Source organism: Streptomyces sp. NPDC058246, from assembly GCF_042881985.1.
GTDB lineage: Bacteria > Actinomycetota > Actinomycetes > Streptomycetales > Streptomycetaceae > Streptomyces.
This window is the reverse complement of record NZ_JBHVWZ010000017.1, coordinates 49,054-72,530: the sequence shown is the minus strand read 5'-3', so window position 1 is coordinate 72,530 and position 23,477 is coordinate 49,054. Positions and strand designations below refer to the sequence as shown.

Genomic DNA, 23,477 nt, shown 5'->3' with positions numbered 1-23,477 from the left:
GTCGGGGACTTCTTGAGGCGTCTCCAAGGGACTGTACGACGTCCGGGGCAAGCCCTGGCCGCATATCCGCTCGTCCTCGCGACCGAACGCTGGACTTGACCTGAGTGGCCGGAGGCTCAGCAAGTCCTCCGTCCGCCCGCAGCGGCAGTACGGATCCTGTGGTCGGCCTTTATGGCCACGAGCGTGGCCAGTCCCGCCGCTGCCAGCCCGGCGAGCATGGCTGCTCGGTCGCCGGCTGCCATGGAGGTGTGCCGCGTTCGGTCGACAGCGACCGCGACCGCGGGAAGCAGCGCTGCCCCCATCGCGGCACCCAGCTGCCGACTCGTGTTGATCACTCCGCCCACCACGCCCTGATCGCGGTCGGCGATACCGGCGGTGGCGGTGACCATGCTGCCGAATGCCAGGCCGGCCGTGCCGAAGCCGATCAGCGTGACCGCCGCGAGCGGCAGGTGGGACGCGCCGCCCGCCGGGAGTTGGGTCAGGACCGCGAAGCCGATGGTGGCGGTGACTGCGGTCACGATCAGGACTCGCTGAATGCCGAGGCGTCGTGCCAGTCGCGCGCCGAGCAGGCCGGTGGCGAACCCCACGATTCCTTGCGGAGCGATGGTCAGTCCGGCGCCCAGCGGGGACATGTGCAGGACCTGCTGCAGATATTCGGAGAGCACGAGCATTTCACCGCCGTTCCACAGACCGAGCAGCAGCATGAGGGCGCTGGCGCTGCGCAACTCGTGCTTGTGCAGCAGGGCCGGCTGCACGAGAGGGTCGGCGTGCCGGTGTTCGTTCGCTGCGAATGCCGCGGCCGCCAGGACGGACACGCCGAGCGGTACCAGCACGGCAGTGGAGCCGATACCGGTGAGGCCGGCCTGGGAGACGGCGAAAACCAGGGCGCCCACAGCCAGCGTGATGAGCAGCGCACCCGCGGCGTCCAGGTGCCGCCCGGCACGCGGCGATTTCGACTCCCGCAGGATGTGAGGGGCCAGCAGCATTGCGGCGAGCCCCACCGGGACGTTGACCAGGAACACCGAGCGCCAGCTGAGGAATTCCACCAGTACGCCGCCGAACACCTGGCCGGCGACGAAGCCGATGGACGCCGTCGCGCCGTACAGGCCCAGTGCCCTGGTCCGGCGCGGGCCTTCGGGGAAGCCGGTGGTGATGAGTGACAGTGCGGCAGGTGCGACCATCGCGGCCCCGCCCCCTTGCACCACGCGGGAGGCGATCAGCAGCACCGGGTCGCGGGCGAGTCCGCCGGCCAGTGATGCGGCGGTGAACACGGCGAGCCCGGTGAGGAAGAGGCGCCGACGGCCGTACAGGTCACCCGCACGCCCGCCAAGGATCAGTAGGCCGCCGAAGGCGATGGCGTAAGCCGTGACCACCCACTGCACCGTCGCACCTGAAATGCCGAGCTCACGCTGGATCGACGGCAACGCGACGTTCACGATGCTGAAGTCCAGCACCACCATGAACGCGGCTACCAGGATGAGCGCCAGCCCCAAACGTCCGTGCGGGGCCGTCCGGGCAGTGGCGGCGCCGGCAGATTCCTGGTCCGCCGCTGCGATGACGGCCTCAGGTGGACGCGTCGCTGCTGCGTACGGCGTAGACGGGACGGTGGGGCCGGTGTGTGTCTTCATCGCCGTGCGTCCTTTCGCTGCGTCGCGCTGATCACGCCGTGATGTACACCGCGGACAGGTCGTCGTCGCCGTGCACCATGGCGGTGTGCCGCCAGCCGGGCAGCAGGGCTTCGGTGAGGGTGAGGTGGGTGCCGTTGGCCTGCGCGGCCTGTACGGCGAGCTCGGCGTCTTTGATCGCGTGTTTGAGTGCGAACGCGGGGGTGAAGTCGCCGCCCAGCATGGTGGTGGCCTTCTGCACCGCGTAGGGCGACCCGAGCGGCGTCGACCGCAGCAGCTCCACGATCGAGGCGGGGTCCAGGCCGAGTTGGCGGGCGAAGGACAGGGTTTCAGCAGTGGCTTCCACGAGGTCGACGAGCCAACTGTTCAGCACCAGTTTCGCCCTGGTGCCGGCGCCGGCCGGACCAAGCCAGACCGTGGCTCTGCCCAGCGCGCCGAAGACTGGAGCGAGGAGGTCACGTACCCGATCGGGGCCGCTGGCCAGAATGGTCAACTGCCCTGCCTCGGCCGGTGCTTGACTGCCGGAGACCGGGGCGTCCACGAACGTCACCCCGCGCCGGGCGGCGAGCACGGCGAGCCTGGCCGACCAGCGGGCTCCGATGGTGGCCATCTGCACCCAGACAAGCCCGGGGAAGCGGCCGAGGAACCCGTCCGGGCCGTTCGCGGCGGCCTCGGTGGCGGGTCCGTCGGCCAGCATGGTGATGAGGATCCCGGCGCCTTGGGCGGCTTCCGCCGGAGTGCGTGCGACGTACGCTCCGTGTTGAGCGAGGGCCGCGGTGCGGCTGGTGGTCCGGTTCCACACCCGCAGCTCGAAGCCGGCGCTGGCCAGGTTGGCGGCCATCGGGCTGCCCATCCGTCCGGTGCCCAGGAACGCGATCACCGGTGTCTTCGTGTGGTGGCCGTCGCCAGGGCGGACCAGTGTGCTGTGCTGTGTCATGGGCTGGTCGGTGGTCATGCCGTGCCTTCCAGGGTGGGACCGCCGAAAGGCGCTGCGGCGGTCATGAGGTCATCGGTCTTGGTCAGGTCCGAGCGGGAAGGGGCCAGGCCCAGGACACCGGGGCACTGGGTCAGATGGGCAGCCCGGGACACCGCCAGGCCGGGCGCATCCCCTGTCACTGTCTGCATGTCGTCCTCCTCGGTGGTTGGTCCCTCCTGCTTCGACACTCACATCCGCCGGAATCCGCCGGTAGAGGCCGGTTGCTTGCCGGCATACAACCGGTCCTTGTGCCTGGCAGGGGTCAGAATCCTCAGCGGGTTCCCGGGACGGGTCGCGCCCCGTGCCCCACCTGGGCTGGAGGCGTCGGGTTGCTGCCCGGCGACCGCCGACCAGCCCCGGGGATGGCAGCGCTCAACAGCGCGCCGGACCCCGATCGGACTGCAGACGGCCCGGCTCGACGCCGACCGGACGAGTGCGCAGTGTCCCGTGCCGGTGCAAGCTGCACCTATCGGTGGCTGTGAGCTGCGAGGAGAAGGACTGCCCTGCCCGACTGACGGCGCGGTCGCGCAGGGCAATCTTTCTTGCATCTTCGACGTCCGTGCTTTGTTGGGTAGTCGATGTTCGGACTTCGGGGGGAGAGAGGGCAAGCCTTCGTCCGGGCGACCAGGCGGGCGGTGATGACGTCTTCGGCGTTCATATCTCCGCCGTGTCTCATGACCGCGGTCAGCGCAGGATGGTGGTGCCGCGGTCCCAGAGGCGCTCGGCGTTCGCGGCGTCGAGTGCGTAGGCCGCCACTCCAGGGACGCCCAGTTGTGTGGGCCGTGAGGTGACCTGCGGGGCTTCGTTGACGTCTTCGAAGTAGCGCCCGCCGACGCCTTCGACCAGCGGGGAGGCGGCCAGGAGGACGGAGGTGGCCGCGCCCTGCTCGATGGTCTTGCGGTAGGGCTCGGGCGTCTTCAGGCCGCCGGTGTGTCGCTGGAGGTTGGTGGCGATCGCCCCGGGGTGCAGCGCGTTCGCCCGGATGCCCTCGCCCGACCAGCGCCGGTCCGCCTCGATCGCCAGGAGGACTTCGGCGGTTTTGGACTGGCCGTAGGCGGTGAGCGCGTCGTAGGGACGGAAGCGGTAGTCGAGGTCGTCGAAGACGACCGGGGAGAACAGGTGCCCGCTGGAGGAAACGGTCACCATGCGGGCGCCGCCGGCGTCGGCGAGCGCGCTGTGCAGGCCCAGGGCCAGGGCGAAGTGACCCAGGTAGTTGGTGGCGAACTGCTGCTCGTGGCCGCCGGTGCCCCGCTCCAGTTCGGGGAGCATCATGATCCCGGCGTTGTTGACCAGGATGTGCAGGGGACCGGCCCAGGCAGCGGTGAACGCGTTCACGGAGTCCAGGTCCGCCACGTCCACCCGGGCGACGTGGATCGCGTCGTTGCCGGTCTTGATACGCAGGTCGGCCGCGACCTGTTCTCCGGCGTCGGGACGCCGGACCGCGAGGGTGACCTCGGCACCGGCCGACGCCAGCGCACGGGCGGTCTCCACACCGATACCGGACGTGGCGCCAGTGACCACGGCACGCCTGCCGGAGAGGTCCACGCCGGCGATCACCTCCGAAGCGGCCGAGTGCCGGCCGAAGGGAGTACGGAAAAGTTCAGACATGGGCGTTCCTCGGGGGGAGGGCAAGTACGGAAGTACGGTCGAACCGGTAAGTGACCAGTACGAACGAGTGCCCCTAAGGGCACAGCGTCGGGCTGCCCTGTCGGTTGCGGGCCGTGCGTCTGCCACTGTGCGGCACCCGTCGCGGGCCGCCCAGGACCGCCTGAGACTGGGAGTGACAGGGCCACCCGGACGGGCCGGCGCATGCCTACCCTGAAACGTATGACAGCCAACGGTGATCCGAGCCCCCTGGCCAAGTACCTGCGCGCCCGCCGGGAACTCGTCCAGCCCGCCGCCGTGGGCATCTCCGACACCGGCAGCCGGCGCGTCCCGGGCCTGCGCAGGGAGGAGGTCGCCTTCCTCGCCGGTGTCAGCTCCGACTACTACGTTCGGCTGGAGCAAGGCCGTGACCGGCATCCTTCCGAACAGGTCCTGGTCAGCATCGCCAACGCACTGCAACTGGACGAGGAGGCCACCGCCTACCTCGTCCAGCTCGCCACCTCTCCCAGCACCCGTCGCCGGAGTTCCCGTCGGCCCGAAAAGGTCGGCGACGGTATCCGCACCCTGATCAGCACATGGCCGCTGACCCCGGCGTACATCCACGGCGCGTACATGGATGTCCTCGCCGCCAACCCCCTGGCCATCGCCCTCTCACCGTTCAACGCACCCGGCCGCAACAGCATCCTCGACGCCTTCCTGGAAACGGAACTGCGCGCGCTGCATGCCGACTGGGAGGAGACGACCGCCCGGGTCGTGCCCTACCTGCGGTCCGTCGCCGGCCCGGACGTTGACGATCCGCGCCTCGTCGAGATCGTGGGCGAGCTCTCCGTACGCAGCGAACGCTTCCGCAAGCTGTGGGCACGTCAGGACGTCAGGCACAAGGCCACCGGCATCAGCCTGCTGCAACATCCCCAGGTCGGTCCCTTGGAGCTGCACTACGAGAAACTGCAGATCCCCGGCACCCAAGGACAGACCCTCGTCACCTACCACGCACTCCCCGGCAGCGACTCCGAAGACCGCCTGCGCCTGCTTGCCTCCCTGAACGACTCCGCCCGCACGCCCACGAACGCCGTGCGCATGGCAACGGACAGATGATCCCGCGCGGACGTGCCTTCCCGGAGAACGATCAGCCGCGTTTCACGCGATGCCGCTCGGCCTGCGCAAGAGGCCCCGCGACATCCGCTCGCGCCTGCCTGGGTGATCGAGTGCACGAATGCGCTGTCGTCACGTGCGGCGGCCCGGCGCGCTCACCGGGGGTGACGACGGGAATACGCCAGTGCCGGTCGACGGCCCCGGGTGGGACGCGGACCGGCGCATCCGGCGGCTGCCGCGTCGTTGATCGCCCCGGGTGAGGATGTGAGCGATCAGGTCCCGTGCCACACCGCTGGGCGGACTTGAGGCGCCGTTCCAGATGACACGCAGGTTCCTGCGCAGGTCGAGTTGCGGTGTCTGAACCGCGATGAGCCGGCCCGTGGCGAGATCGTCCTGGATGGCCAGTTCACTGATGACCGCTGGTGCCGAGCCGGCAAGCGCGGCCGCGCGAACTGCCGAGGTGGTGGGCAGCCACAACGCGGGCGCGGCCTGGGAGGCGCCAGGGCCGAGCACGGCGGCCAGCGCAGTCGCCAGGGTCTCCCAGGTGCCGGAGCCGCCTTCGCGGCTCACCAACGGGGTCGCGGCCAGCTCAGTGGCGCTGACCGGCCGGCCGCGCTCGGCCCACGGGTGGCTTGGCGTGACCACCACGGCGAGCCGGTCGTGTCCGACGACCCTGCCGTGAAGCCTGGCCGGCTGCTGCGGGCCTTCAGTGAATCCGATGTCCGCCGTACCGTCGGTGACATGCGTGATGACCGTGGCGGTGTTGATCGCGGTCAGCAGGATCTCCGGTGCGCCGTCGCCCGGTGGTCCTTGCGTGCGGAAGGACGACAGCCAGCCCGGCAGGAGCTGCTCGGCGATGGTCAAGCTCGAGCTGACCCGCAGCCGGGCTCGCCGGTCGGCCCGCAGCGCAGCTATTCCGGCGTCCAGTTCGGCCGCGACCCCCAGCAGCCGGGCTGCCCACTCCGCGATCATGACGCCTTCCGCGGTCAGGGTGGACCCGCGGGGACTGCGGTGCACCAGCGTGACCCCGGTCTGTCCTTCCATCGCCCTGATCCGGGCCGACACGGCCTGCTGGCTCACCCCTGCCGCCCGGGCGGCGCTGTTGAGACTGCCCTCCTGGGCGACACCGAGCAGCAACTCCAACGCGACCAGATCGGGGACGTGTGTGCTGAGCACCATCGAACCGCCCTCCCAGCTGCAAGCCGGGGTTGTATCCCCTCAAGCCTAAGGCCGCTACCAGGGGTGGTCAGCATCTGCCAGCGTTGAAGCACGACCACACCACCCTCGGCAGCGGCCCGTACGGGCCCGGTGCACGAAGCCCGGCAGGCTTCACCGTCCGCGATCGAGCGGCACCGCACTGCCGCTTTCCCCGGCCCGTCCCCCTTACGGGAGCCGTGATCGGCAAGGAGACACACCATGACCACGACGACGCTACTGCGGCCGTCCCAGGACGAAGACAGGCGATCGTTTCTCCTGCAGCGGGCGCAACCCGCCATGACTGGTCTCATCGACGGTTCGCTGTCCACACTGGCGCCGATCTTCGCCGTCGCGTTCGCCACGCACCAGCCGCACTACGCTTTCCTGGCCGGGCTGGCCACCGCCCTCGGCGCCGGTGTCAGCATGGCCTTCTCCGAAGGACTGTCCGACACCGGCGACCTGACCGGTCGCGGCAACCCCTATCTGCGGGGAGCCATAACCGGGGCAGGCACCTTCCTCGGCGGCGTGCTGCACACCCTGCCCTTCCTCATACCGCAGTACCGCACCGCGCTTGTTGTGGCGCTGGCCGTGATCGCCCTCGAACTGGTCAGTCTGGCCTGGATTCGGTGGCGCTTCTTCAGCACAGGCTTCTTCCGCTCGTTCGTCTCCATCGCGATCGGCGGGGCGATCATCGCCGGCGTCAGCGCCATGCTTGGCGCATCTATCTGACCAGTCTCATTCCAAAGCCGTGAGTGTCACACCCCCCCGTGTCACCGGCTGGCTTCTTCTTCGCCGGGGCTGATCATTTCGCCGGAGCCGGCCATGTCGTGGCGTGCCTGGAGGACGCTTCAGGCGCATCGGCCATCGAGTGGCCCAGGTGGAGACCGAGCCTTGCGGGTGGAGCTCAGCGTGGAGAAGCGGCGGGTGGACGTGGGGGCCGCAAGCTGTGGGCCCTCACCTACAACGGCAGCTACATTGCCGCCTACGCTGCGGATCCGGCCGGGGCACAAGCTGGACCTGGCCATGAAGAACACGCTGGACGAGGTCACAACCTGCATGTTCACGGACTTCATGTGTCGCCGAGCGGTAACGCCGACGACCTACCAGTTCCCGACCACAGTGCGGGCGGGCACCTACTGGTACCACCCACACCCGCACCTCACCTCCGCACCACAGGTCGCTGGAGGCATGTCGGGCATCCTCATCGTCGACGGGCTGCAGCAGTACCTTCCGGCGAGCCTGGCGCCACATCACCGAACACGTCATCGCTCTCAAGGACTTCCAACTCCAGGGCGACGCGATCAAGACCCGGAATCTGCACATCGGCGCGTCCACGCATCGCACCGTCAACGGCCAACTGAATCCGACCATTCGCATTCGTCCGGGTGAGACGCAGTTGTGGCGGCTGGCCAACATCAGCGCCAACATCTACTACAACGTCCACCTTCAGGGACAGCAGTTCAACGTGATCGCCCACGACGGCACCCCTGTTGACCGCATCTGGACCGCCGACTCGCTCCTCCTCGCGGCCGGCGCACGCTTCGACGTGCTCGTACAAGGGGGCCCGGCCGGCCGCACCCAGTTGCAGATCGCGTCCGAGACGGGCCCGGGTGGCAACTCCTTCCCGAAAGCGACCTTGGCCACCCTGGACTCCGAAGGGCGTTCTGCGCACCCGGCGACCATGCCCACCTCCTCCTTCGGGCCGACACAAGACTCGGTCACGGCCTGCAGGACGACGCGAGCATTCCTGCCAGGGGCCAGTTCGTCATCCGGATCCGCTTCAGCGACTACACCGGCAAGACCGTTCTGCACTGTCACATCCTCAACCACGAGGACGAAGGCATGATGGCAGCTCTGGAGATCGTCAAGTGAGGCAAGGACAGGTGACGAGACCTGTCACCCAACTCGGCGTTGGGGTCGCTGGAGGGCTTGGCGTTGTAGGCAGCCCGCCCCACGTAACCTGTTCCTGTGCCCGCACCCCGTCTGCATCGCGTCGCCGTCCTTGTGCTCGAGGGTGCGAAGCCGCTCGATGTCGGAATTCCCGCGCAGGTTTTCACGACCCGCGCGAGCATGCCGTACGAGGTGCGGGTGTGCGGGGCGACACCCGGTCTCGTGACCGGCGGCGACGGCCTCGCGTACTCCGTCGCCTACGGCCTCGAAGCGCTCGCGTGGGCCGACATCGTCTTCGTCCCCGGCTACCGGTTCCCAGACCGCGACGACCCGCCGCAGGCCGTCGTCGAGGCTCTGATCGCCGCCCACGACCGGGGCGCGCGGCTCGCCGCCATCTCGACGGGCGCCTTCGCGCTCGCCGCCACAGGCCTGCTCGACGGCAGGCGCGCCACGACGCACTGGCACTACACGCGGGCACTCGTGGCCAGGCATCCGCTCGTCCAGGTCGACGAGAACGTGCTGTTCGTCGACGAGGGCAGCGTGCTCACCTCGGCCGGCGCCGCCTCCGGCATCGACCTGTGCCTGCACATCCTGCGCGGCGACCTCGGAGTGGCCGCGTCCAACCACGCCGCCCGGCGTCTGGTTGCGGCCCCCTACCGCAGCGGCGGCCAGGCCCAGTACGTGCCGCGCAGCGTCCCCGAGCCGCTCGGCGAGCGGTTCGCCGCCACCCGCGAGTGGGCGCTGCACAGGCTGGCCGAGCCCCTCACCCTCGACATACTGGCGCGGCAGGCGGGGGTCTCGCCGCGCACGTTCTCCCGGCGCTTCGTCGAGGAGACCGGCTACACGCCGATGCAGTGGGTGATGCGCGCCCGCATCGACCTGGCCCGCGAACTGCTCGAGCGCTCGCAGCGCAGCGTCGAACAGATCGCCGCCGACATCGGGCTCGGCACCGGCGCGAACCTTCGCCTGCACTTCCAGCGCATCCTCGGCACCACACCGAGTGAGTACCGGCGCACCTTCACCCGGGGCGAGTAACCCGCCCGGCATCGCGTGGCGGGATCCTTTTGAACCGTGGCGATCCCGCCACTGTCGGCGGCGCCGGCCGCGGGCGAGCCTGGTGTGGAAGGGAAGGGACATCACTCATGACTCGCATCGCCATCAACGGATTCGGCCGCATCGGACGCAATGTGCTGCGCGCACTGCTGGAGCGCGACAGCGCCCTCGAGATCGTCGCCGTCAACGACCTGACGGAGCCCGCCACTCTCGCCAGGCTGCTCGCCTACGACAGCACGGCCGGCCGGCTCGGGCGCCCAGTGACCGTTGACGGGGACGCCCTCGTCGTTGACGGCCGTCGGATCACGGTGCTGGCCGAGCGCGAACCGGCGCAGCTGCCGTGGGCCGAACTCGGCGTCGACATCGTCCTGGAAGCCACCGGCCGCTTCACCTCGGCCAAGGCCGCCCGGGCCCACCTCGACGCGGGCACGAAGAAGGTACTCGTCAGCGCGCCGTCGGACGGCGCCGACGTCACGCTCGCGTTCGGGGTCAACACCGACGCCTACGACCCGGGCGTGCACACGATCGTCTCGAACGCCTCCTGCACCACCAACGCGCTCGCGCCGCTCGCCGTGGTCCTCGATGAACTCGCCGGTATCGAACACGGGTTCATGACGACGGTGCACGCCTACACGCAGGAGCAGAACCTGCAGGACGGTCCGCACCGCGACGCCCGCCGCGCCCGCGCCGCCGGCGTCAACATCGTGCCGACCACGACCGGCGCCGCCAAGGCGATCGGCCTGGTGCTACCGAACCTCGACGGCAAGCTGTCGGGCGACTCGATCCGCGTACCGGTGCCGGTGGGCTCGATCGTCGAACTCAACACGACCGTCGCCCGCGACGTGACGCGCGACGACGTGCTGGCGGCGTACCGCGCCGCAGCGGAGGGGCCGCTCGCCGGCATCCTCGAGTACTCGGACGACCCGCTCGTGTCGTCCGACATCACGGGCAATCCCGCCTCGGCGATCTTTGACTCGGCCCTCACCCGTGTCGACGGCCGCCACGTCAAGGTGGTCGCGTGGTACGACAACGAGTGGGGCTTCTCGAACCGTGTGATCGACACGCTGGAGTTCCTCGCCACCAGCTGACCGGCCGCCGGGGTGGTGCCCGGCGTCCGGCGACCGCGCCGGCCAGCACTTCCTTTGAGCGCTCTGGTTGACCAGTCGGGCCAACCAGAGCGCTCAGTCACAGAAGTGGGTCCGCCCGGCCGCCCCCTGGGTAAGCCCACAACCAAGTGGGGACGAAGAGCGTGGCTGGGGATGTCCAAGCAGCCCCAACACGGCTTCGGCCCCGGCTACAGCGCCGATGTCTCCCGCCGAGAAGCGCCGGACGATCGCCACGGCACCCGCACAACGCCTACTTGACCAGGTGCAATCGGGCCGCTGAATCTTGGCGCACCGTCGTCCACGGGGAGGGCCTCAGTGACTGCTGCCGACGAAAACGGACTTGTACAAGCCGCCGACAATCTGCGGGCCACCTTGGAAGCGGCCGCACGGCCGCATGCACGCGGGGCACGCATCGACTCGGCCTGGCACAACGCGGGGACGGGACTGGCCCTGGCCGCGACCACCGCCGCGACCATTCTCCCGTCCAACCACTCGTCCTGGGCCCGCGTGGCGGCTGGCGCGGCCACGTTCCTCATCGCCCTGCTGCGCGCCCTCGATTTCGGATCCCGCTGGCGCTGGCACCTCAACATGCGAGCCCGCTACACCAGCCTCGTCGATCGGGTCGACCGCGTTGCTGTCCTGCCTGCCGACCGACGCCCCGAAGCCCTGGCTCAGCTCTACGACGAACTCGCGAAGATCCGTGGCCAGGAACGCGCGGTACCCGGCAGCGCAAGCAGCCTTGCGTCCCCAGGAAACACCCCCTGAAGCCGACAGATCACCGCCCCTTGACCGCTGCTCTTCAGAGGCATTCCCCACGTTTCAGCCAAGGGAGGTCGGGCGGCTCCGCAATGCCGATGAAGTGCCCAGCGACGGGCCGGATACGAGCCGACCACCCCAGAGCCGTCAGGTTGTCCCACCGATCTCGGGTATCGCAAGGAACGCTGAGTCCCGTTCTGAAGCACCTGGTTCAAACACCCTGGGAATCTGCCGATGACCCCAACTGACCTGCTAACTCTTACCAGTTGGTTCAGGCAATGCATCGGGTCTGTTCCCTGTCGAGCTCTGCGTGGTGAGCTGCTGTCGGCCTGTGCCACTGGCCCAGGTCTTGGTTTCTCCACGGTCACGCAGGGCTACACGAGATGCCGCGGACGAGCCGTCTACAACTGGCAAAGTAGAGTGAGGGGCCCCGGTGCCACGGTGGGTGGTGAGGCAATGCGGGGCGCTGACGGGTATGCACGTATGTGGCGCGACGGGCAAGGCGGCGCGACCGGCAACGAGCGCGGCCTCTGTCCCTCGATGTGCCACTACACTGCGCCGTGGGCACCACAGGACACACCCAGCAACTGGCCGAAAGCGAAGGGGGAGCGGCATGGCTACGGGGGGATGGGGGCCGGGAATCGGCCCTGGTCAGCCTGGCGGCAACGGACCGGGAGGCCAGGGCGGCTGGGGCGCTCCCTACGGACCACCGCAGGGCGGCCCGTACGGTCCGCCACCACCGAATCCGTACCCGTACCCGAACCCGAACCAGCCTCCGTACCCCTACAGTCCCCAGCCCACGAGGGCCGCCGTCCGGCGTTCCCGCGGCTGCCTGTCGTACGTCTCACCCTTCGGGCTCGTCTCCGCGATCCTGCGCTCCGCGCACCGCGTCGCCACCAGGCTCTTCGCGCAGGAGGGTGAGGGCCGGATCGTGGACCGCGCGGTGGACCGCGTCCAGCTGGCCCGCACGGTGCTCGGTGCCGCCGCCACCATCGCCCTGATCCTCGCCTACAACGTGGATCCGAACCGCTGGGAGGACGCGGCGTACGGCGGCGCCGCCCAACTCATCGTCGCCCCGTTCGTGCTGATCATCGCCGCGCCCCTGGTCATCAGCGGATTCATCTACTACGCGCCCCCGCACCTGCGGCCGCATCTGCGCTCCCGGCTGCGCGCTCCGCTCAAGGCGGTCGGCTGGTACGTGCTGACGTTGGTCGTGATGGGCGGAATCCTCGTCCCAACGGCCCTGACCGTCGACGCCGACAACGGGAAGAGCTGGTGGGAGTACGTACTGGCCATCGCCTCGTTGATCGTGATCGTGTGGGGTTTTCCCTTCTTCTTCATGGCGTCGCTGTACTCGGCCCGCAGTGCCTTCAACAGCGCCCAGGTCCACCCGATGTTGCCGCCCGTCCTCACCCTGACGCTGGTGTGGGTGTTCGCGGCCTTCAGCCTGATCGGCGACGGCATGCCGGGGGGCCCGCCCATCGTCCAATTCTGCTCCACGCTGGGCGGGCCGCTGTCGGTGACCGCTGTCTCGCTGTGGGAACTGCGGCGGATGAGGACCCGTTTCGGCGTCACCCTGCGCGCCTGATCAGGCTTCGGCGGCCTGGCGGACCTGGAGGTCGGCCAGGGCGTAGACGCGGTCGCGGGTGGCCTGGCTTTTCTGTCCCGGCTTGCGCCGATACAGCGTGTTCACCGTCCGCCGTCCCCGGCGGAACGGCGAGGAGGAGAAGCCCTGTTGGGTCGACCACCTCTGGGCCGTGCAGCCGGAGATACCGAACCCCAACACCCCGATGTGGCTTCTTGCTCGTATCGTCCTGCGGGTAGCCGTTCAGCGGGGCCCTGCCGGAGCGCCAGATCAGCAAGCGGTCTGCGCCGGGACTCACCGTGTGGACAGCGGCACGGGCGAACTTGGTGGCCTCCAGCGCCTGCGTGATGAGCCGCCCCGGCGAGGCGGCGCCGTCATCGGTGAGGTGGCGAATTCACGGTCGATCACGCAGGCAGCATCTCCCACCTGTGAGGGAACGACCAGGGATCATCGGATCGTTGGTCTAGCCGTGCCGTTGACTGATGCGCAGTGGGCGCGGATCGAGCCGTTGGTGCCTGATTGCGAGCCGTCGTGCACACCGGCGCGGGGCGAGTCGCGCATCACCGTCACCTGCACCGGCTCGTCCCAGCCGGGCGCCGATACCTCCAGCGCGGCGGGATCGGAGAGCTCCTCGGTCACCACGGCCGCCTCGGCCGCTTGCGCCGCATCCATCCAGCGGGCCAGGTCCGTGGGGAGCGAGACTGGAACGGCCTCGTCGCCGTGGACGATCAGCACGTCACTGACCTCGGCATGCACCTGCTGCAGATGGGAGCTGCCGGTGACGACGTGGACGTGGGCGTCTGGGGACAGAGCTGCCCGCCTGCCAGGGAGCTGCGGGCGCGGTCGGCGAGATCTTCGCCCACCGGCGGGCGTGGTCCGCGTCCAGCAAATCTCCAGCAGAGGCTTCAGTTGCTTGTGTGTCCGTCCGGCGTCGACGTGTCCAGCTCCACCCTCCGCTTACTGACCCCGCGATGAACCACCGCTAGAGTCGCCCGGTGACCGCGGACGGCAGGGGCGTCGAGACGAGGAGCCCGGACGATGGACCTGGAGCTTCGGCATCTGCGGACCTTGTGTGCGATCGCCGACGCCGGGAGTCTGGGGCGGGCCGCGGCACTCCTGAAGTACTCGCAGCCGGCGATGAGCACCCAACTGCGCCGGATCGAGCGGCTCTTCGGTGAGGACTTGTTCGTGCGTACCGCGTCGGGAGTCGAGCCGACCCAGTACGGCCTTGAGGTCCTGACTCAGGCGCGCGACATTCTGGCCCGCGCGGATGCCATCAGGCGCCGTCCGGTGGGGGACGGCGTCGGAGCACCCCGGGTCCTGCGTCTTGCGGCGACCAACTCGCCCGTCCTGTCCGGCATGGTCGTCCGCATACGCAGCCGGAGGCCTGATCTCACGCTGACGGTGAGCAGCGTCTACCCGTCGTCGGAGATAGTCGAGCACTTGGAGAACGGCGAACTGGACGCTGCGATCGCCGCGGACTACCCCGGAATGGAGCTGCGGCACTCCGCGGCCGTGGCGCATCGCGAGATCGTCAACGAACCCGCGTTCGTGGCCCTGCCTGCCGGTCACCGGCTCAAGCACCGAATGGAGGTCCCCCTCGCCGAACTCGCCGACGAGGCGTGGTTCCTGACCCCCGACGACGGTGCCGGCTGGCCGGGCGTGTTCTACGCGGCCTGCGCGGCAGCCGGGTTCACGCCCGCGGCCGTCCATGAGTACCTCGGTGACCGGCTCCAGCTCCAGGACATGATCGCCGAGGGACTCGGCGTCTCCATCGTGCAGGCCACGACCCGGCCGAACCCGGGCGTGATCGTCAAACCGCTGATCGGCACACCGCTGTGGACCCGCTACCTGCTCGCATGGCGCCGCGACCAGGTCACGGAGGACATCACGGAGACACTGTTCAGCTCCGCGCACGCGTCCTACCGCGACCTCATCACGCGGTCGGCACATTTCCAGGCGTGGGCGGCGCGGACGTTCCATCTTCCGCGTTCCTAGGGCCAGTTATGGCGGCGCCCGCTCTTTGGGACGCAGCGTCAGGCCGGGAGCTCGCCCATCCACGTCTCGATCGCCGACGCGGTGCGCGGCAGCGCCGACGACATGAGGCGGGCGCCGTCCTCCGTGACGACCAGATCGTCCTCGATGCGCACGCCGACGCCGCACAGCTCCGGCGGCAGCGTCAGGTCGTCCGGCGGGAGATACAGGCCCGGCTCGACGGTCAGGACGTGGCCCGCCTCCAGGACGCCGTCCAGGTACTGCTCGGCACGGGCCGCGGCGCAGGCGTGGACGTCCATGCCCAGCATGTGGCCGCTGCTGCGCCACGTGTGGCGGCGGAACAGACCGCTCTCGGGCTCAAGGCCTCGTCCGGCATCAGCGGGAGCAGGCCCCAGGAGTGCAGCCCCTCGGCAATGACTCGCATCGCAGCGAGGTGGAAGTCACGAAAGCGCGCGCCCGGCTTGACCGCCCCGATGCCGGCGTCCTGCGCGGCGAGCACGAGGTCGTAGAGGTCGCGCTGCGCGGCGGTGAAGGTCCGCTCACCGGAAGGGTGCGTGATGTCGGCGGTGTAGAGCGTGTCCGACTCGACGCCGGCGTCGAGCAGCGGCAGGTCGCCGGGGCGGACCGGGCCGTCGTTGGCGATCCAGTGCAGTACGCACGCGTGCGCTCGGGCGGCGGCGATTGTCTCGTAGCCGAGGCCGTTGCCCTCGAGGCGGGCGCGAGGCCGAAGACGCCCTCGACCCGGCGTTCGCGCGCGGATGGCGGACGGCCTCGGGCAGTGCGCGCACGATGTCGGTGAATCCGGCCGCCGTGGCGTCCACCGCGATCTGGAGCTGCCCCACCTCGCACTCGTCCTTGACCAGGCGCATCTCGGACAGGAACGAGGCGAATTCGAGGTCAGCCTCTTCGCGGCCGGTGCTGTCGACGAGCGCGTCGATCTCCGGGTCGACGCCGCGCAGCAAGCGGGTCGGACGCGCGCCGTTCAGCCGGGCGGCCACGTCGTCGAGGCCCTGGGTCGCCACGCGGAGCAGTGAGGAGGCCTTGTCGAGGGTGGCGCGGAGGCCGACCCAGATCTCGCCGTAGCGGCGGTCGCGGCAGAACCCCCCGGTGTCGCGCGGCGATCGCGGGCGGACGTGGAGCACCGCCTCGTGACCAGAGCCGGTCGGTTGGAGGATCAAGACCCTGCCCGGCTCGGTTCCACCCGTCAGGTACGAGAACGCGGTGTGCGGCCGGAACCGGTAGTCGAAGTCGTTGCTGCGCACCTTGAGGACGCTGAGGGAACGACGAGCCGTTCGCCGGGGAAGCGCGCGGACAGCCGGTCGCGCCGCTTGGCCGCCCACGGTGCGATCGACTGCGGGGGCGAATCGGCTCGCGGCGAAGACTCCCAGTTCGCCATGAGGAATTCGGCGAGGGCTGAGGAGACCGGAAGGTCGTGCGAACCGGTGTGGAGCGGCTTCTTCGTCGTCATACCGGGATCGTAGGGAGCAGGGGGGCCGCCGCCCACCTCCCCGTACCGTTCTTCCGCCGCACGCATAACACGAGGCGGAGACCTGCTCCGCACCCCGCCCTGACCGTCAACTGCCTCTGTGGGCACGGATGTTATGGCCCGTCCCTCCATTGTCGTATCCCTGAGTCCGTTGTCATTGGCCACGGTGAGTGGGACGTTCCCCCCACGCCTCGCCGCTCGTGCTCGAAGCGACCCCCACTCACGAAGGAGCATTGATGCGTCGTCGACCTGCCCTGCCCGGATTCCATCCCCGAAGTCCGTCCAGATTCGCGGCCAGATTCCTGGCCGTCAGCCTGTCGGTCAGCGCCCTGATAGCAGGCCTGCTGGCCGCACCGGCCCTCGCGGCAGCCCGACCGAAGACCGCCACAACGGCTGCTCCCACGACCACCGCCGTGACCAAGCCCAAGCCGCGCGCGCTGTCGCCGCTCGGCCCGAACACCGCTGCGTCCGATCAAGCAGACGTCCAGAGCGGGCGACTGGCCGCCGCCCATGTCCGGCCGCTCAGCCCGCAGTTGCCGCAGACCTCGTCGACCTCGAAGGCCGTACGGCCTCCCGAAGCCACGAAACACGCGGCAGCCGCGTCATGCACCCCGGCCGACTTCGGCACCCGTACCGGATCCGAACTGGTCGCGTACATCCAGGGCTCGACCACCGGCTGCATCAATACGCTGTTCGGCATCACCGGCACGGACGCCCGCGACGTGTTCCGTGAGGCGCAGATGGTGACCGTCGCAGGCGCCTTCCAGGACGCCTCGCAGACGTATCCCGGCGACAACTCCACTCACGTGTGGCAGCTCGTGCTGTTCCTGCGCGCCGGCTACTACGTGCAGTACAACGACTCGGCCGATGTCGGCGACTACGGCTCGACCCTGGCTGCGGCCACCGAAGGCGGACTGGACGCGTTCACCGACAACTGCCGCTTCATGGACGTCGGTTCGGAACACGGCAGCGTCCTGGGCGACGTCATCATCCTGACGGACAGCGCCAACGAGCAGGCTCGTTACCTGGACACGTACAAGCGAGTGCTGAACGCCTACGACAGCTTCTACGACGCCTACTGGAGCATGGACACGGCCGTCAACGACGTGTTCACCCCGCTCTTCCGCGGCCACTTCAACCCCGCGTTCATCAGCGCGGTCACCGACGACCCGAGCATCATCGACACGCTGAACTCGTTCGCCCTGAACCACATGTCGATGCTGAGCGGGACCTGGTACTTCATGGCGTCCAACGCCGGAACCGAGACGGCGCGCTTCCTCGACACGGCCGGGCTACAGGACAAGGTGCGGCCGATGGTGAAGGGCCTGCTCGGTGCCTCCTCGGTCACCGGCCCGACCGCTCCACTGTGGGTCGGCGCCGCCGAGATGACTTCCGCGCACGACGCGGCCCAGTGCTCGTACTACGACACCTGCGACCTGACATCCAAACTCACCGCGGCCGCACTCCCCATCACCTACAAGTGCGATGACGGGCACACTTTCCTGGCCCAGTCCCTGACCGACTCGGCGCTCGCCGAGGCATGCAAGAGCGTGCAGGGACAGGACGCCTACTTTCACGGCATCGTCAAGGACAGCGGCCCGGTCGCCGACGACCACAACACCAACATCCAGATCGTCGTCTTCGCGAGCCCCAGGGACTACCAGACGTACTCCGGCTGGATCTTCGGCAACAGCACCAACAACGGCGGCGAATACCTGGAGGGCAACCCCACCGACCCCAACAACCAGGCCCGCTTCCTCGCGTACGTGAAGAGCGTGGGCGACGGCTTCCCGGCGGACATCTGGAACCTGAACCACGAGTACACCCACTACCTCGACGGCCGCTACGACACCTACGGCGACTTCTCCGCGGGCCAGACGGTCCCGGACATCTGGTGGATCGAAGGCTTCGCCGAGTACGTCTCGTACAGCTACCGGGGCGTGCCCGACACCGAGGCGCTCTCCGACGCCGGGAAGCACACCTATGCCCTCAGCACCCTGTGGCAGAGCACGTACGCCAACTCCGACCTGACCCGCACCTACCCATGGGGCTACCTGGCCGTCCGCTACATGATCGAGAACCACCCGGACGACGTGCAGGCCATGCTCTCCAAGTTCCGCACCGGCGACTACGCCGGAGCCTATGCGGTTTACAACACCGGCATCGGCACCCGTTACGACGCGGACTTCGCCGCCTGGCTCGACACGTGCGCGGCCGGCGCCTGCCGGGGGGAGCAGCAGCTGACCGAGCGCTGACGGCTGAGCCAGCCGCCGCCTGCCCCTGCCTCGCCCAGACGGAGTCCTAGCCGCCGTCGAACACGAACAGCGGTGTCTGCAAGCCCAGTTCAGGACTCTGTTGCAGCAGGCCGCGGATCTGGCGGGCGGCGACCGTGCTCGGGTTCTCGCCCGGGACCAGGCGCCTGGCATCGGCCGGAGCGGTCCACGTGTTCGTAGTCAACTCCAGGCCGACGAGCCAGGAGTAAGCCCAGCCGGCCACGATCGTCGTTTGCGGCGAGGAGTCGGAACGCGGCTGCCGTGCAGGCCACGGTAGCGCAGGAGGTGTGGCGGGACGGCTTCGGTAAGGCGATGGGCCTGGTGGCAGGGTGCTTTACCGCGCCGGGAGACACGGCAGACCTTCGCTCAGATGGCCGAGGCGGTGCTGCCGGGCGTGGGGCGGGCTAGAGGGTGTCTGGGAGGCCCCGTCAAACAACAGTCGAGCCCGATCGTTTGACATCCAACCTAGTCGCCCCAGGCCAGGACGCCGCCTCGGACCAACTTGGCTGGCAAAGGACGTGAAGCCCTGGTGTCCCGTCTCGGCCGGTCTGGTCCACCGCACTGGCCTAATCGACGCCCGCGACCGCCTGACCAAGTGCTTCAGGTGTGCCGACCGCCGCGCTGCGGGCTGCTGTGATCATCGATTCGGGCTCGGCGTCGTTCGAGATGCTGCGCTATCTGACCGAGCGGCTGCCGGCCATGGTGGTGGTGTGCCACAGCTACCCCTAAGGTCGGCGCAGGGGAATCGAGCAACTGTGCGACGACCACGACACCTCTTACCGCGCCGCTGACGAGTGAGTAACAGAATTGTCCATGAATCACCCGTCAAGACCCCGTTCAGTGCGTTGCGAAGTCGCCCTGGTCGAAAGGGAGGAACGGGCTTCGCGCGGAGGCTGGAGAAGAAGTCGACGCATCCGGCGCGGCGTGGGCGGCATCCATCTCTGGGGGGACACCAGGGAAGGCTTGGTGGGTCGGCAGGCCGAAGACATGCACTTCACGGATGGTGCCGGGGGAGGCCTGACCGTCGGCCGTGGGCGACGGCGCCAGAAGAATGCAAGGGTCTTTCTGCTTTCCTGCCCTCGACTGGTAACAGTTGTTACCATGCGCGTATGGCGAAGACTCAGCTAGGCGTACGTGTTGACACCGAGGTCAAGAAGCTCGCCCAGGCCAGAGCCAAGGACCGCGGCTTGGACCTGGGCGACTACATTGCCCGTCTCGTCCGTGAGGACGCCGACGGCTTGCGCCAGCGGGGCCTGGACGCAGCTCGCCGCTTCCTTGACGAGCACCAGCAGCTCTTCGACGAGGCCGAGGACGCCGACCGCAACGCGCAAGGGGCACACGCCGCGTAATGGAACTGCACATCGACGTCCCCTGGATCCTGCAGGTCGCGGAGATCGCGGGCGCGGGAGACCCAGCCCCCGACGACTACGGCGTGCCGGTGGCCGCCGTCGCCTGCCACAAGGCCGAACTACTGGAGCAGCCCGTCTACGACGGCCCCTACGCCCGCGCGGCAGCCTTGGTGCACATCCTTGGCCGCTGCCGTTGGCTGGAGCGTTCCAACATGGCCGTCGCAGCGGCGACAGGCGTGATGTATTTGGAAGCCTCCGGGATGCCGGTCAAACCCACCCGCGAGGACGCACTCGGCCTGCGCGACCTGCTACGCGACCCCGCCTGCACGACCGCGAGGATCGCCTCCCTGCTGCGCGCATGGCCTGTCGTCAGCTGACCTGTGCTCGTGCGGCCTCATCGCGGTGGACTCTCCGGCGGCCCCGGCACATCTGACGGGCCGCTTGCAGCGCCTGTCTGGGCAGCCTGCGGACGGTCTACTCCAGCGGTTGTTCGCCGCCGTGGCGCCCGTTCGGGAGCTGGGTCGGGCGCAGCCGACACCCTCATCCATGGCGACCTTCCAGCCGATTCATTAGCCTCGGGCTTTCACGAGATGGCCTGTCCGAGGCTTGATCATAAACGCGAGAAGTGCTCCTTACCTGGAACGATAGGACTTGTCGAGGGTCCAGATCGTGCCGTGGAAAGAAGCACTTCTCAGGTGAAGAAGCGTATCGGGTCGTACCCGCGTGTCCGCGTTGAGGGCAGCCGTCGTGGAGTGGTCTCGCAGGCCGGGGTCGTGCTGCTGGTGGAGACGGTCCGCAAGACGGGCCTGGATACTGTGATATCTGCGGCTCTCACACCCTGGCGCAAGCCGCGTGCGGTGCACGATCCCGGCAAGATCCTGCTGGATGTGGCGCTCGCGGTCGCCCTCGGCGGCGACTGCCTGGCCGACGTCGGCATGGTGCGGGCCGAGCCGGCCGTGTTCGGGCCGGTGGCCTCGGACCCGACAGTCTCCCGGCTGATCGACACGCTCGCAGCGGGCGGCCAACGCACCTTGAACGCGATCCGCAGCGCCCGGTCCCAAGTGCGCCAACATGTATGGAAGTTGGCCGAGCAGGCGGCGCCGGATGCGACCGGCTCCGTGACCGTGGACCTGGACGGCGTCCTGGGGATCGCGCACTCCGACAAAGAAGACACGGCTGCGACCTGGAAGAAGACCTTCGGCCACCACCCGCTGATGGGCTTCGTCGACCACGGGACGGGCGGGTCCGGCGAGCCGGTGGCCGGTCTGCTCAGGCCCGGGAACGCGGGCAGCAACACCGCCGCCGATCACATCACCACCACCCAACTAGCCCTGGCCCAGCTGCCCAAGTCCTATCGGCGCGGGCGCCGGACGCTGATCCGCACCGATTCCGCGGGCGGTACCCACGAGTTCGTGGCCTGGCTCGCGAGACGCGGACGGTGGCTGTCGTATTCGGTCGGCTTGACCATCACCGACGCAATCCACCAGGCCGTACTCAAGGTGCCGCTCGCGGCATGGACGCCGGCCGTCGGGCCCGACGGAGAGATCCGGGACGGGGCCTGGGTCGCCGAACTCACCGGCGGCATGCTCGACGGCTGGCCGAAGGGCATGCGACTGATCGTCCGGAAGGAACGACCGTACCCCGGTGCCCAGTTGAGGATCACGGACGCCGACGGCATGCGGATCACGTGCTTCGCCACCAACACCACCGGCCGGCCCATCGCCGAGCTCGAACTCCGCCACCGCCTGCGGGCACGGGCCGAGGAGCGCATCTGGGCTGCCCGCGCGACCGGCCTGCGGACCTGCCCCTGCACGACACCGCGCAGAACAGGGTCTGGCTGGACTCGTCCAGATCGCACTCGACCTGCTGGCCTGGATGCCGATGCTTGCGCTGAACGGCAAGGCCTGGCTCTGGGAGCCCCGTCGCCTGTTCAGCTCGGCCGGCCGGCTCGTCACCACCGGCCGCCGCCAGATCCTCCGCCTCGCCCGCCACTGGCCCTGGACCCATGTCGTCACCAGCGCCCTCGAACGGCTCCACCAACTGCCCAACCCAGTCTGACCAGTAGCTTTCCCGTCCCTGCGAGCAGCACCATCTCCGGAGCAGTGGAACCCGGCGCCCACCCGACACGTCAGTCGGGCTTACTGGCCTGCCCGCCAGCAGCCACGGAATGCAAATGGTCTACCGACTCCGTCGGCAGACCGTCACGAAAGATCGAGGCTAGGGGGCGATCTGCGTCCATGCGGCTTGCACGAAGTCCGTAATAGCCTGGAGGGCGACGTCACTCCGAGCGTGGCGTTCCTGCCCGTCAGCTGCTCTGGGAATGGCTTTTATGCGTTCCAGCGCGTCTTCAGCCAGCCGTACGAGGTCCGGATCACGCGCGAGGAGGCGCACCCGAAACAGTTCTTGACGTGCGACGTAACGGAGGCGGTGATATTCCAGCCGCGCTGTAACGGCCGCAGGGCTGTCCGGAGACTCGGCCTGGCGGTGCCACCGATCGAGGGCTCCACGTTGGTGTGTGGCCAGCGCAGCGGCGAAGGCGCTGTAGGCGGCGACACGTTCTTGCAGGAACCAGTGTTCCCGGGCGAACGACTCTCCGCGCTGGCTAATCTTCCGCTGAATGACATAACTCAGCGCTACGCCCAGCAACGTACCGACCACTGCGACAACGCTCGTGAGGATGCTGGCCACGCCGATAGAAAAACACGACTTCTCGCCGTTTGAGAAGAGTGCGCGCGTCGGTCTTGGCGAGTACTGAGCGTTGATGGACGCGCGAGGGTGTCGGAGGGCTGATAGTGGGTGACTGTGTCTTGCCATGGTCTGGTTCCGACTCCGTGAGGCTGGGCCCCAGGACGGCGTCAGTAGTCGGCGAAGGCCTGTTGCATGGAGTCTCGATCTTCGTTACCGGTGGCAGAAAAGCTACCGAATGCCTATTTATGGCAAGCCGAGTGCCTCGTTAGTGACAACCAAGCTGCTTCGACCGGCCTCATTCGCTAGCTCATCCGATCTTCTGGTGACAACTATTGAGCTTCGGCTCAGCCCGCCAGCATCTGCCTACCGGTCGGGCACGAGCCTGCAGGTTGGGAAACTGTACGGCGAGCAGGGCGGCTCCGGCCCGTTCATCGGCGGTCTGTGCCCGGTTGTCGACGGTCGAGGTGACGTTGTCTCCTCCATTCCGACCTGCGGAAATATCGGTGCGGCGATAAGATCGCTACATGGCCAGTGCCCTGGCATGTGCTCGCTGTGGGGCCGCGCTGGCGCCGGGTAGCCCGGTGTGCGGAAGCTGCGGCCAGCAGGCCCTAGCGGCCGCGCCTCCGCCGCCGACGCCCCCTTCCATCCCGCCTCGGCTGCCGGATCCTCCCAAGCTGTCTCGGCCTGCGGACGCCTCCACAGACGACGCCGGGCCGCCCAGGCCACCCCCAGACCCGCACGCCAGCCCTGGCGGCGGTGCCTGGCGGCCGGACGCCTCCCGCGGCGGCCCGCCGAGCAGCA

The 23,477-nt window shown here is 68.8% G+C and carries 20 protein-coding genes and 3 pseudogenes; 14 read left to right on the top strand and 9 right to left on the bottom strand.

The window, feature by feature from the left end; genetic code table 11:
- Window positions 1-116 precede the first annotated feature (116 nt).
- The 4 genes from ACFVXA_RS24260 to ACFVXA_RS24245 all read right to left on the bottom strand — a co-directional run bounded on the left by ACFVXA_RS24260 (window position 117) and on the right by ACFVXA_RS24245 (window position 4,209).
- The gene (locus tag ACFVXA_RS24260) at window positions 117-1,628 is read right to left on the bottom strand and encodes an MFS transporter (RefSeq protein WP_390026559.1); all 1,512 of its coding nucleotides are present in this window, start codon (window positions 1,626-1,628) and stop codon (window positions 117-119) included.
- 31 nt (window positions 1,629-1,659) lie between these two features.
- Window positions 1,660-2,580 (bottom strand): NAD(P)-dependent oxidoreductase, encoded by a 921-nt coding sequence (locus ACFVXA_RS24255; RefSeq protein WP_390026556.1) that lies wholly within the window; start codon window positions 2,578-2,580, stop codon window positions 1,660-1,662.
- Window positions 2,577-2,750, bottom strand: a complete 174-nt coding sequence (locus ACFVXA_RS24250) for a hypothetical protein (RefSeq protein WP_390026553.1) — start codon at window positions 2,748-2,750, stop codon at window positions 2,577-2,579. Before ACFVXA_RS24250 ends, ACFVXA_RS24255 begins: the two co-directional genes overlap by 4 nt.
- 535 nt (window positions 2,751-3,285) lie before the next feature.
- Window positions 3,286-4,209, bottom strand: coding sequence for an SDR family NAD(P)-dependent oxidoreductase (locus ACFVXA_RS24245; RefSeq protein WP_390026550.1), 924 nt, complete (start codon window positions 4,207-4,209; stop codon window positions 3,286-3,288).
- A 219-nt stretch (window positions 4,210-4,428) separates the two neighbouring features.
- Between ACFVXA_RS24245 and ACFVXA_RS24240 the strand changes: the two genes are divergently transcribed.
- Window positions 4,429-5,301 carry a helix-turn-helix domain-containing protein gene (locus ACFVXA_RS24240; RefSeq protein ID WP_390026548.1) on the top strand — a complete coding sequence of 291 codons (873 nt, stop codon included), beginning with the start codon at window positions 4,429-4,431 and terminating at the stop codon, window positions 5,299-5,301.
- Between the two features lie 129 nt (window positions 5,302-5,430).
- On the opposite strand, the gene ACFVXA_RS24235 is transcribed toward ACFVXA_RS24240, so the two are convergent.
- Window positions 5,431-6,477 (bottom strand): LysR family transcriptional regulator, encoded by a 1,047-nt coding sequence (locus tag ACFVXA_RS24235; RefSeq protein ID WP_390026545.1) that lies wholly within the window; start codon window positions 6,475-6,477, stop codon window positions 5,431-5,433.
- A gap of 237 nt (window positions 6,478-6,714) precedes the next feature.
- Between ACFVXA_RS24235 and ACFVXA_RS24230 the strand changes: the two genes are divergently transcribed.
- The 8 genes and pseudogenes from ACFVXA_RS24230 to ACFVXA_RS24195 all read left to right on the top strand — a co-directional run bounded on the left by ACFVXA_RS24230 (window position 6,715) and on the right by ACFVXA_RS24195 (window position 12,888).
- Window positions 6,715-7,224: a hypothetical protein gene (locus ACFVXA_RS24230; RefSeq protein ID WP_383742147.1), complete on the top strand. Its 510-nt coding sequence runs from the start codon at window positions 6,715-6,717 to the stop codon at window positions 7,222-7,224.
- A 93-nt stretch (window positions 7,225-7,317) separates the two neighbouring features.
- Entirely contained in the window at window positions 7,318-7,884 is a 567-nt protein-coding gene (locus ACFVXA_RS24225; RefSeq protein ID WP_390026542.1) for a multicopper oxidase domain-containing protein, read from the top strand.
- Window positions 7,796-7,993 (top strand): annotated as a pseudogene (locus ACFVXA_RS24220) (multicopper oxidase family protein); the annotation flags it as partial. The gene ACFVXA_RS24225 and the pseudogene ACFVXA_RS24220, both read left to right, overlap by 89 nt.
- A 2-nt stretch (window positions 7,994-7,995) precedes the next feature.
- Window positions 7,996-8,367, top strand: coding sequence for a multicopper oxidase domain-containing protein (locus tag ACFVXA_RS24215; protein WP_390026682.1), 372 nt, complete (start codon window positions 7,996-7,998; stop codon window positions 8,365-8,367).
- Window positions 8,368-8,463: 96 nt separating this feature from the next.
- Window positions 8,464-9,420 (top strand): GlxA family transcriptional regulator, encoded by a 957-nt coding sequence (locus ACFVXA_RS24210; protein ID WP_383901759.1) that lies wholly within the window; start codon window positions 8,464-8,466, stop codon window positions 9,418-9,420.
- A 107-nt stretch (window positions 9,421-9,527) separates the two neighbouring features.
- A complete protein-coding gene (gap, locus tag ACFVXA_RS24205; RefSeq protein ID WP_362031366.1) occupies window positions 9,528-10,526 on the top strand; it encodes a type I glyceraldehyde-3-phosphate dehydrogenase in 999 nt (332 codons plus the stop codon).
- Window positions 10,527-10,859: 333 nt separating this feature from the next.
- A complete protein-coding gene (locus ACFVXA_RS24200; protein WP_383901762.1) occupies window positions 10,860-11,309 on the top strand; it encodes a hypothetical protein in 450 nt (149 codons plus the stop codon).
- 604 nt (window positions 11,310-11,913) lie between these two features.
- Window positions 11,914-12,888 (top strand): hypothetical protein, encoded by a 975-nt coding sequence (locus tag ACFVXA_RS24195; protein ID WP_390026539.1) that lies wholly within the window; start codon window positions 11,914-11,916, stop codon window positions 12,886-12,888.
- Window positions 12,889-13,332: 444 nt separating this feature from the next.
- Here ACFVXA_RS24195 and ACFVXA_RS24190 read toward each other — a convergent pair whose 3' ends face one another.
- On the bottom strand, window positions 13,333-13,641 hold the full coding sequence (locus tag ACFVXA_RS24190; protein WP_390026536.1) for a hypothetical protein: 309 nt from the start codon (window positions 13,639-13,641) through the stop codon (window positions 13,333-13,335).
- Between the two features lie 282 nt (window positions 13,642-13,923).
- Here ACFVXA_RS24190 and ACFVXA_RS24185 point away from each other — a divergent pair, with 282 nt between their 5' ends.
- Window positions 13,924-14,883, top strand: coding sequence for a LysR family transcriptional regulator (locus ACFVXA_RS24185; protein WP_390026533.1), 960 nt, complete (start codon window positions 13,924-13,926; stop codon window positions 14,881-14,883).
- Between the two features lie 38 nt (window positions 14,884-14,921).
- Here the strand turns inward: ACFVXA_RS24185 and ACFVXA_RS24180 are convergent.
- A pseudogene (locus ACFVXA_RS24180) lies at window positions 14,922-16,348 on the bottom strand (aminopeptidase P family protein).
- Between the two features lie 431 nt (window positions 16,349-16,779).
- On the opposite strand from ACFVXA_RS24180, the gene ACFVXA_RS24175 reads away from it, so the two are divergent.
- A complete protein-coding gene (locus tag ACFVXA_RS24175; protein WP_390026531.1) occupies window positions 16,780-18,621 on the top strand; it encodes a collagenase in 1,842 nt (613 codons plus the stop codon).
- A 46-nt stretch (window positions 18,622-18,667) separates the two neighbouring features.
- Here ACFVXA_RS24175 and ACFVXA_RS24170 read toward each other — a convergent pair whose 3' ends face one another.
- Complete coding sequence (locus ACFVXA_RS24170; RefSeq protein WP_362031354.1) at window positions 18,668-18,862, bottom strand: hypothetical protein; 195 nt, start codon at window positions 18,860-18,862, stop codon at window positions 18,668-18,670.
- Window positions 18,863-19,748: 886 nt separating this feature from the next.
- Between ACFVXA_RS24170 and ACFVXA_RS24165 the strand changes: the two genes are divergently transcribed.
- From ACFVXA_RS24165 to ACFVXA_RS24155, 3 genes and pseudogenes are all read left to right on the top strand, one after another.
- The gene (locus ACFVXA_RS24165; protein ID WP_390026528.1) at window positions 19,749-19,988 is read left to right on the top strand and encodes a hypothetical protein; all 240 of its coding nucleotides are present in this window, start codon (window positions 19,749-19,751) and stop codon (window positions 19,986-19,988) included.
- Complete coding sequence (locus ACFVXA_RS24160; RefSeq protein ID WP_390026526.1) at window positions 19,988-20,365, top strand: fic family toxin-antitoxin system, toxin component; 378 nt, start codon at window positions 19,988-19,990, stop codon at window positions 20,363-20,365. Before ACFVXA_RS24165 ends, ACFVXA_RS24160 begins: the two co-directional genes overlap by 1 nt.
- 318 nt (window positions 20,366-20,683) lie before the next feature.
- Window positions 20,684-22,046 (top strand): annotated as a pseudogene (locus ACFVXA_RS24155) (IS1380 family transposase).
- 159 nt (window positions 22,047-22,205) lie between these two features.
- On the opposite strand, the gene ACFVXA_RS24150 reads toward ACFVXA_RS24155, so the two are convergent.
- A complete protein-coding gene (locus ACFVXA_RS24150) occupies window positions 22,206-22,676 on the bottom strand; it encodes a hypothetical protein (RefSeq protein ID WP_390026524.1) in 471 nt (156 codons plus the stop codon).
- Between the last annotated feature and the right edge of the window lie 801 nt (window positions 22,677-23,477).

Excerpts from the sequence above, each read along its gene's own strand:
- ACFVXA_RS24225 (WP_390026542.1), top strand. The coding sequence starts at position 7,318 with ATGTCGTGGCGTGCCTGGAGGACGCTTCAGGCGCATCGGCCATCGAGT.
- ACFVXA_RS24260 (WP_390026559.1), bottom strand. The coding sequence starts at position 1,628 with ATGAAGACACACACCGGCCCCACCGTCCCGTCTACGCCGTACGCAGCA.
- ACFVXA_RS24240 (WP_390026548.1), top strand. The coding sequence starts at position 4,429 with ATGACAGCCAACGGTGATCCGAGCCCCCTGGCCAAGTACCTGCGCGCC.
- ACFVXA_RS24160 (WP_390026526.1), top strand. The coding sequence starts at position 19,988 with ATGGAACTGCACATCGACGTCCCCTGGATCCTGCAGGTCGCGGAGATC.
- gap (WP_362031366.1), top strand. The coding sequence starts at position 9,528 with ATGACTCGCATCGCCATCAACGGATTCGGCCGCATCGGACGCAATGTG.
- ACFVXA_RS24230 (WP_383742147.1), top strand. The coding sequence starts at position 6,715 with ATGACCACGACGACGCTACTGCGGCCGTCCCAGGACGAAGACAGGCGA.
- ACFVXA_RS24165 (WP_390026528.1), top strand. The coding sequence starts at position 19,749 with ATGGCGAAGACTCAGCTAGGCGTACGTGTTGACACCGAGGTCAAGAAG.
- ACFVXA_RS24195 (WP_390026539.1), top strand. The coding sequence starts at position 11,914 with ATGGCTACGGGGGGATGGGGGCCGGGAATCGGCCCTGGTCAGCCTGGC.
- ACFVXA_RS24255 (WP_390026556.1), bottom strand. The coding sequence starts at position 2,580 with ATGACCACCGACCAGCCCATGACACAGCACAGCACACTGGTCCGCCCT.
- ACFVXA_RS24235 (WP_390026545.1), bottom strand. The coding sequence starts at position 6,477 with ATGGTGCTCAGCACACACGTCCCCGATCTGGTCGCGTTGGAGTTGCTG.
- ACFVXA_RS24245 (WP_390026550.1), bottom strand. The coding sequence starts at position 4,209 with ATGTCTGAACTTTTCCGTACTCCCTTCGGCCGGCACTCGGCCGCTTCG.
- ACFVXA_RS24185 (WP_390026533.1), top strand. The coding sequence starts at position 13,924 with ATGGACCTGGAGCTTCGGCATCTGCGGACCTTGTGTGCGATCGCCGAC.
- ACFVXA_RS24250 (WP_390026553.1), bottom strand. The coding sequence starts at position 2,750 with ATGCAGACAGTGACAGGGGATGCGCCCGGCCTGGCGGTGTCCCGGGCT.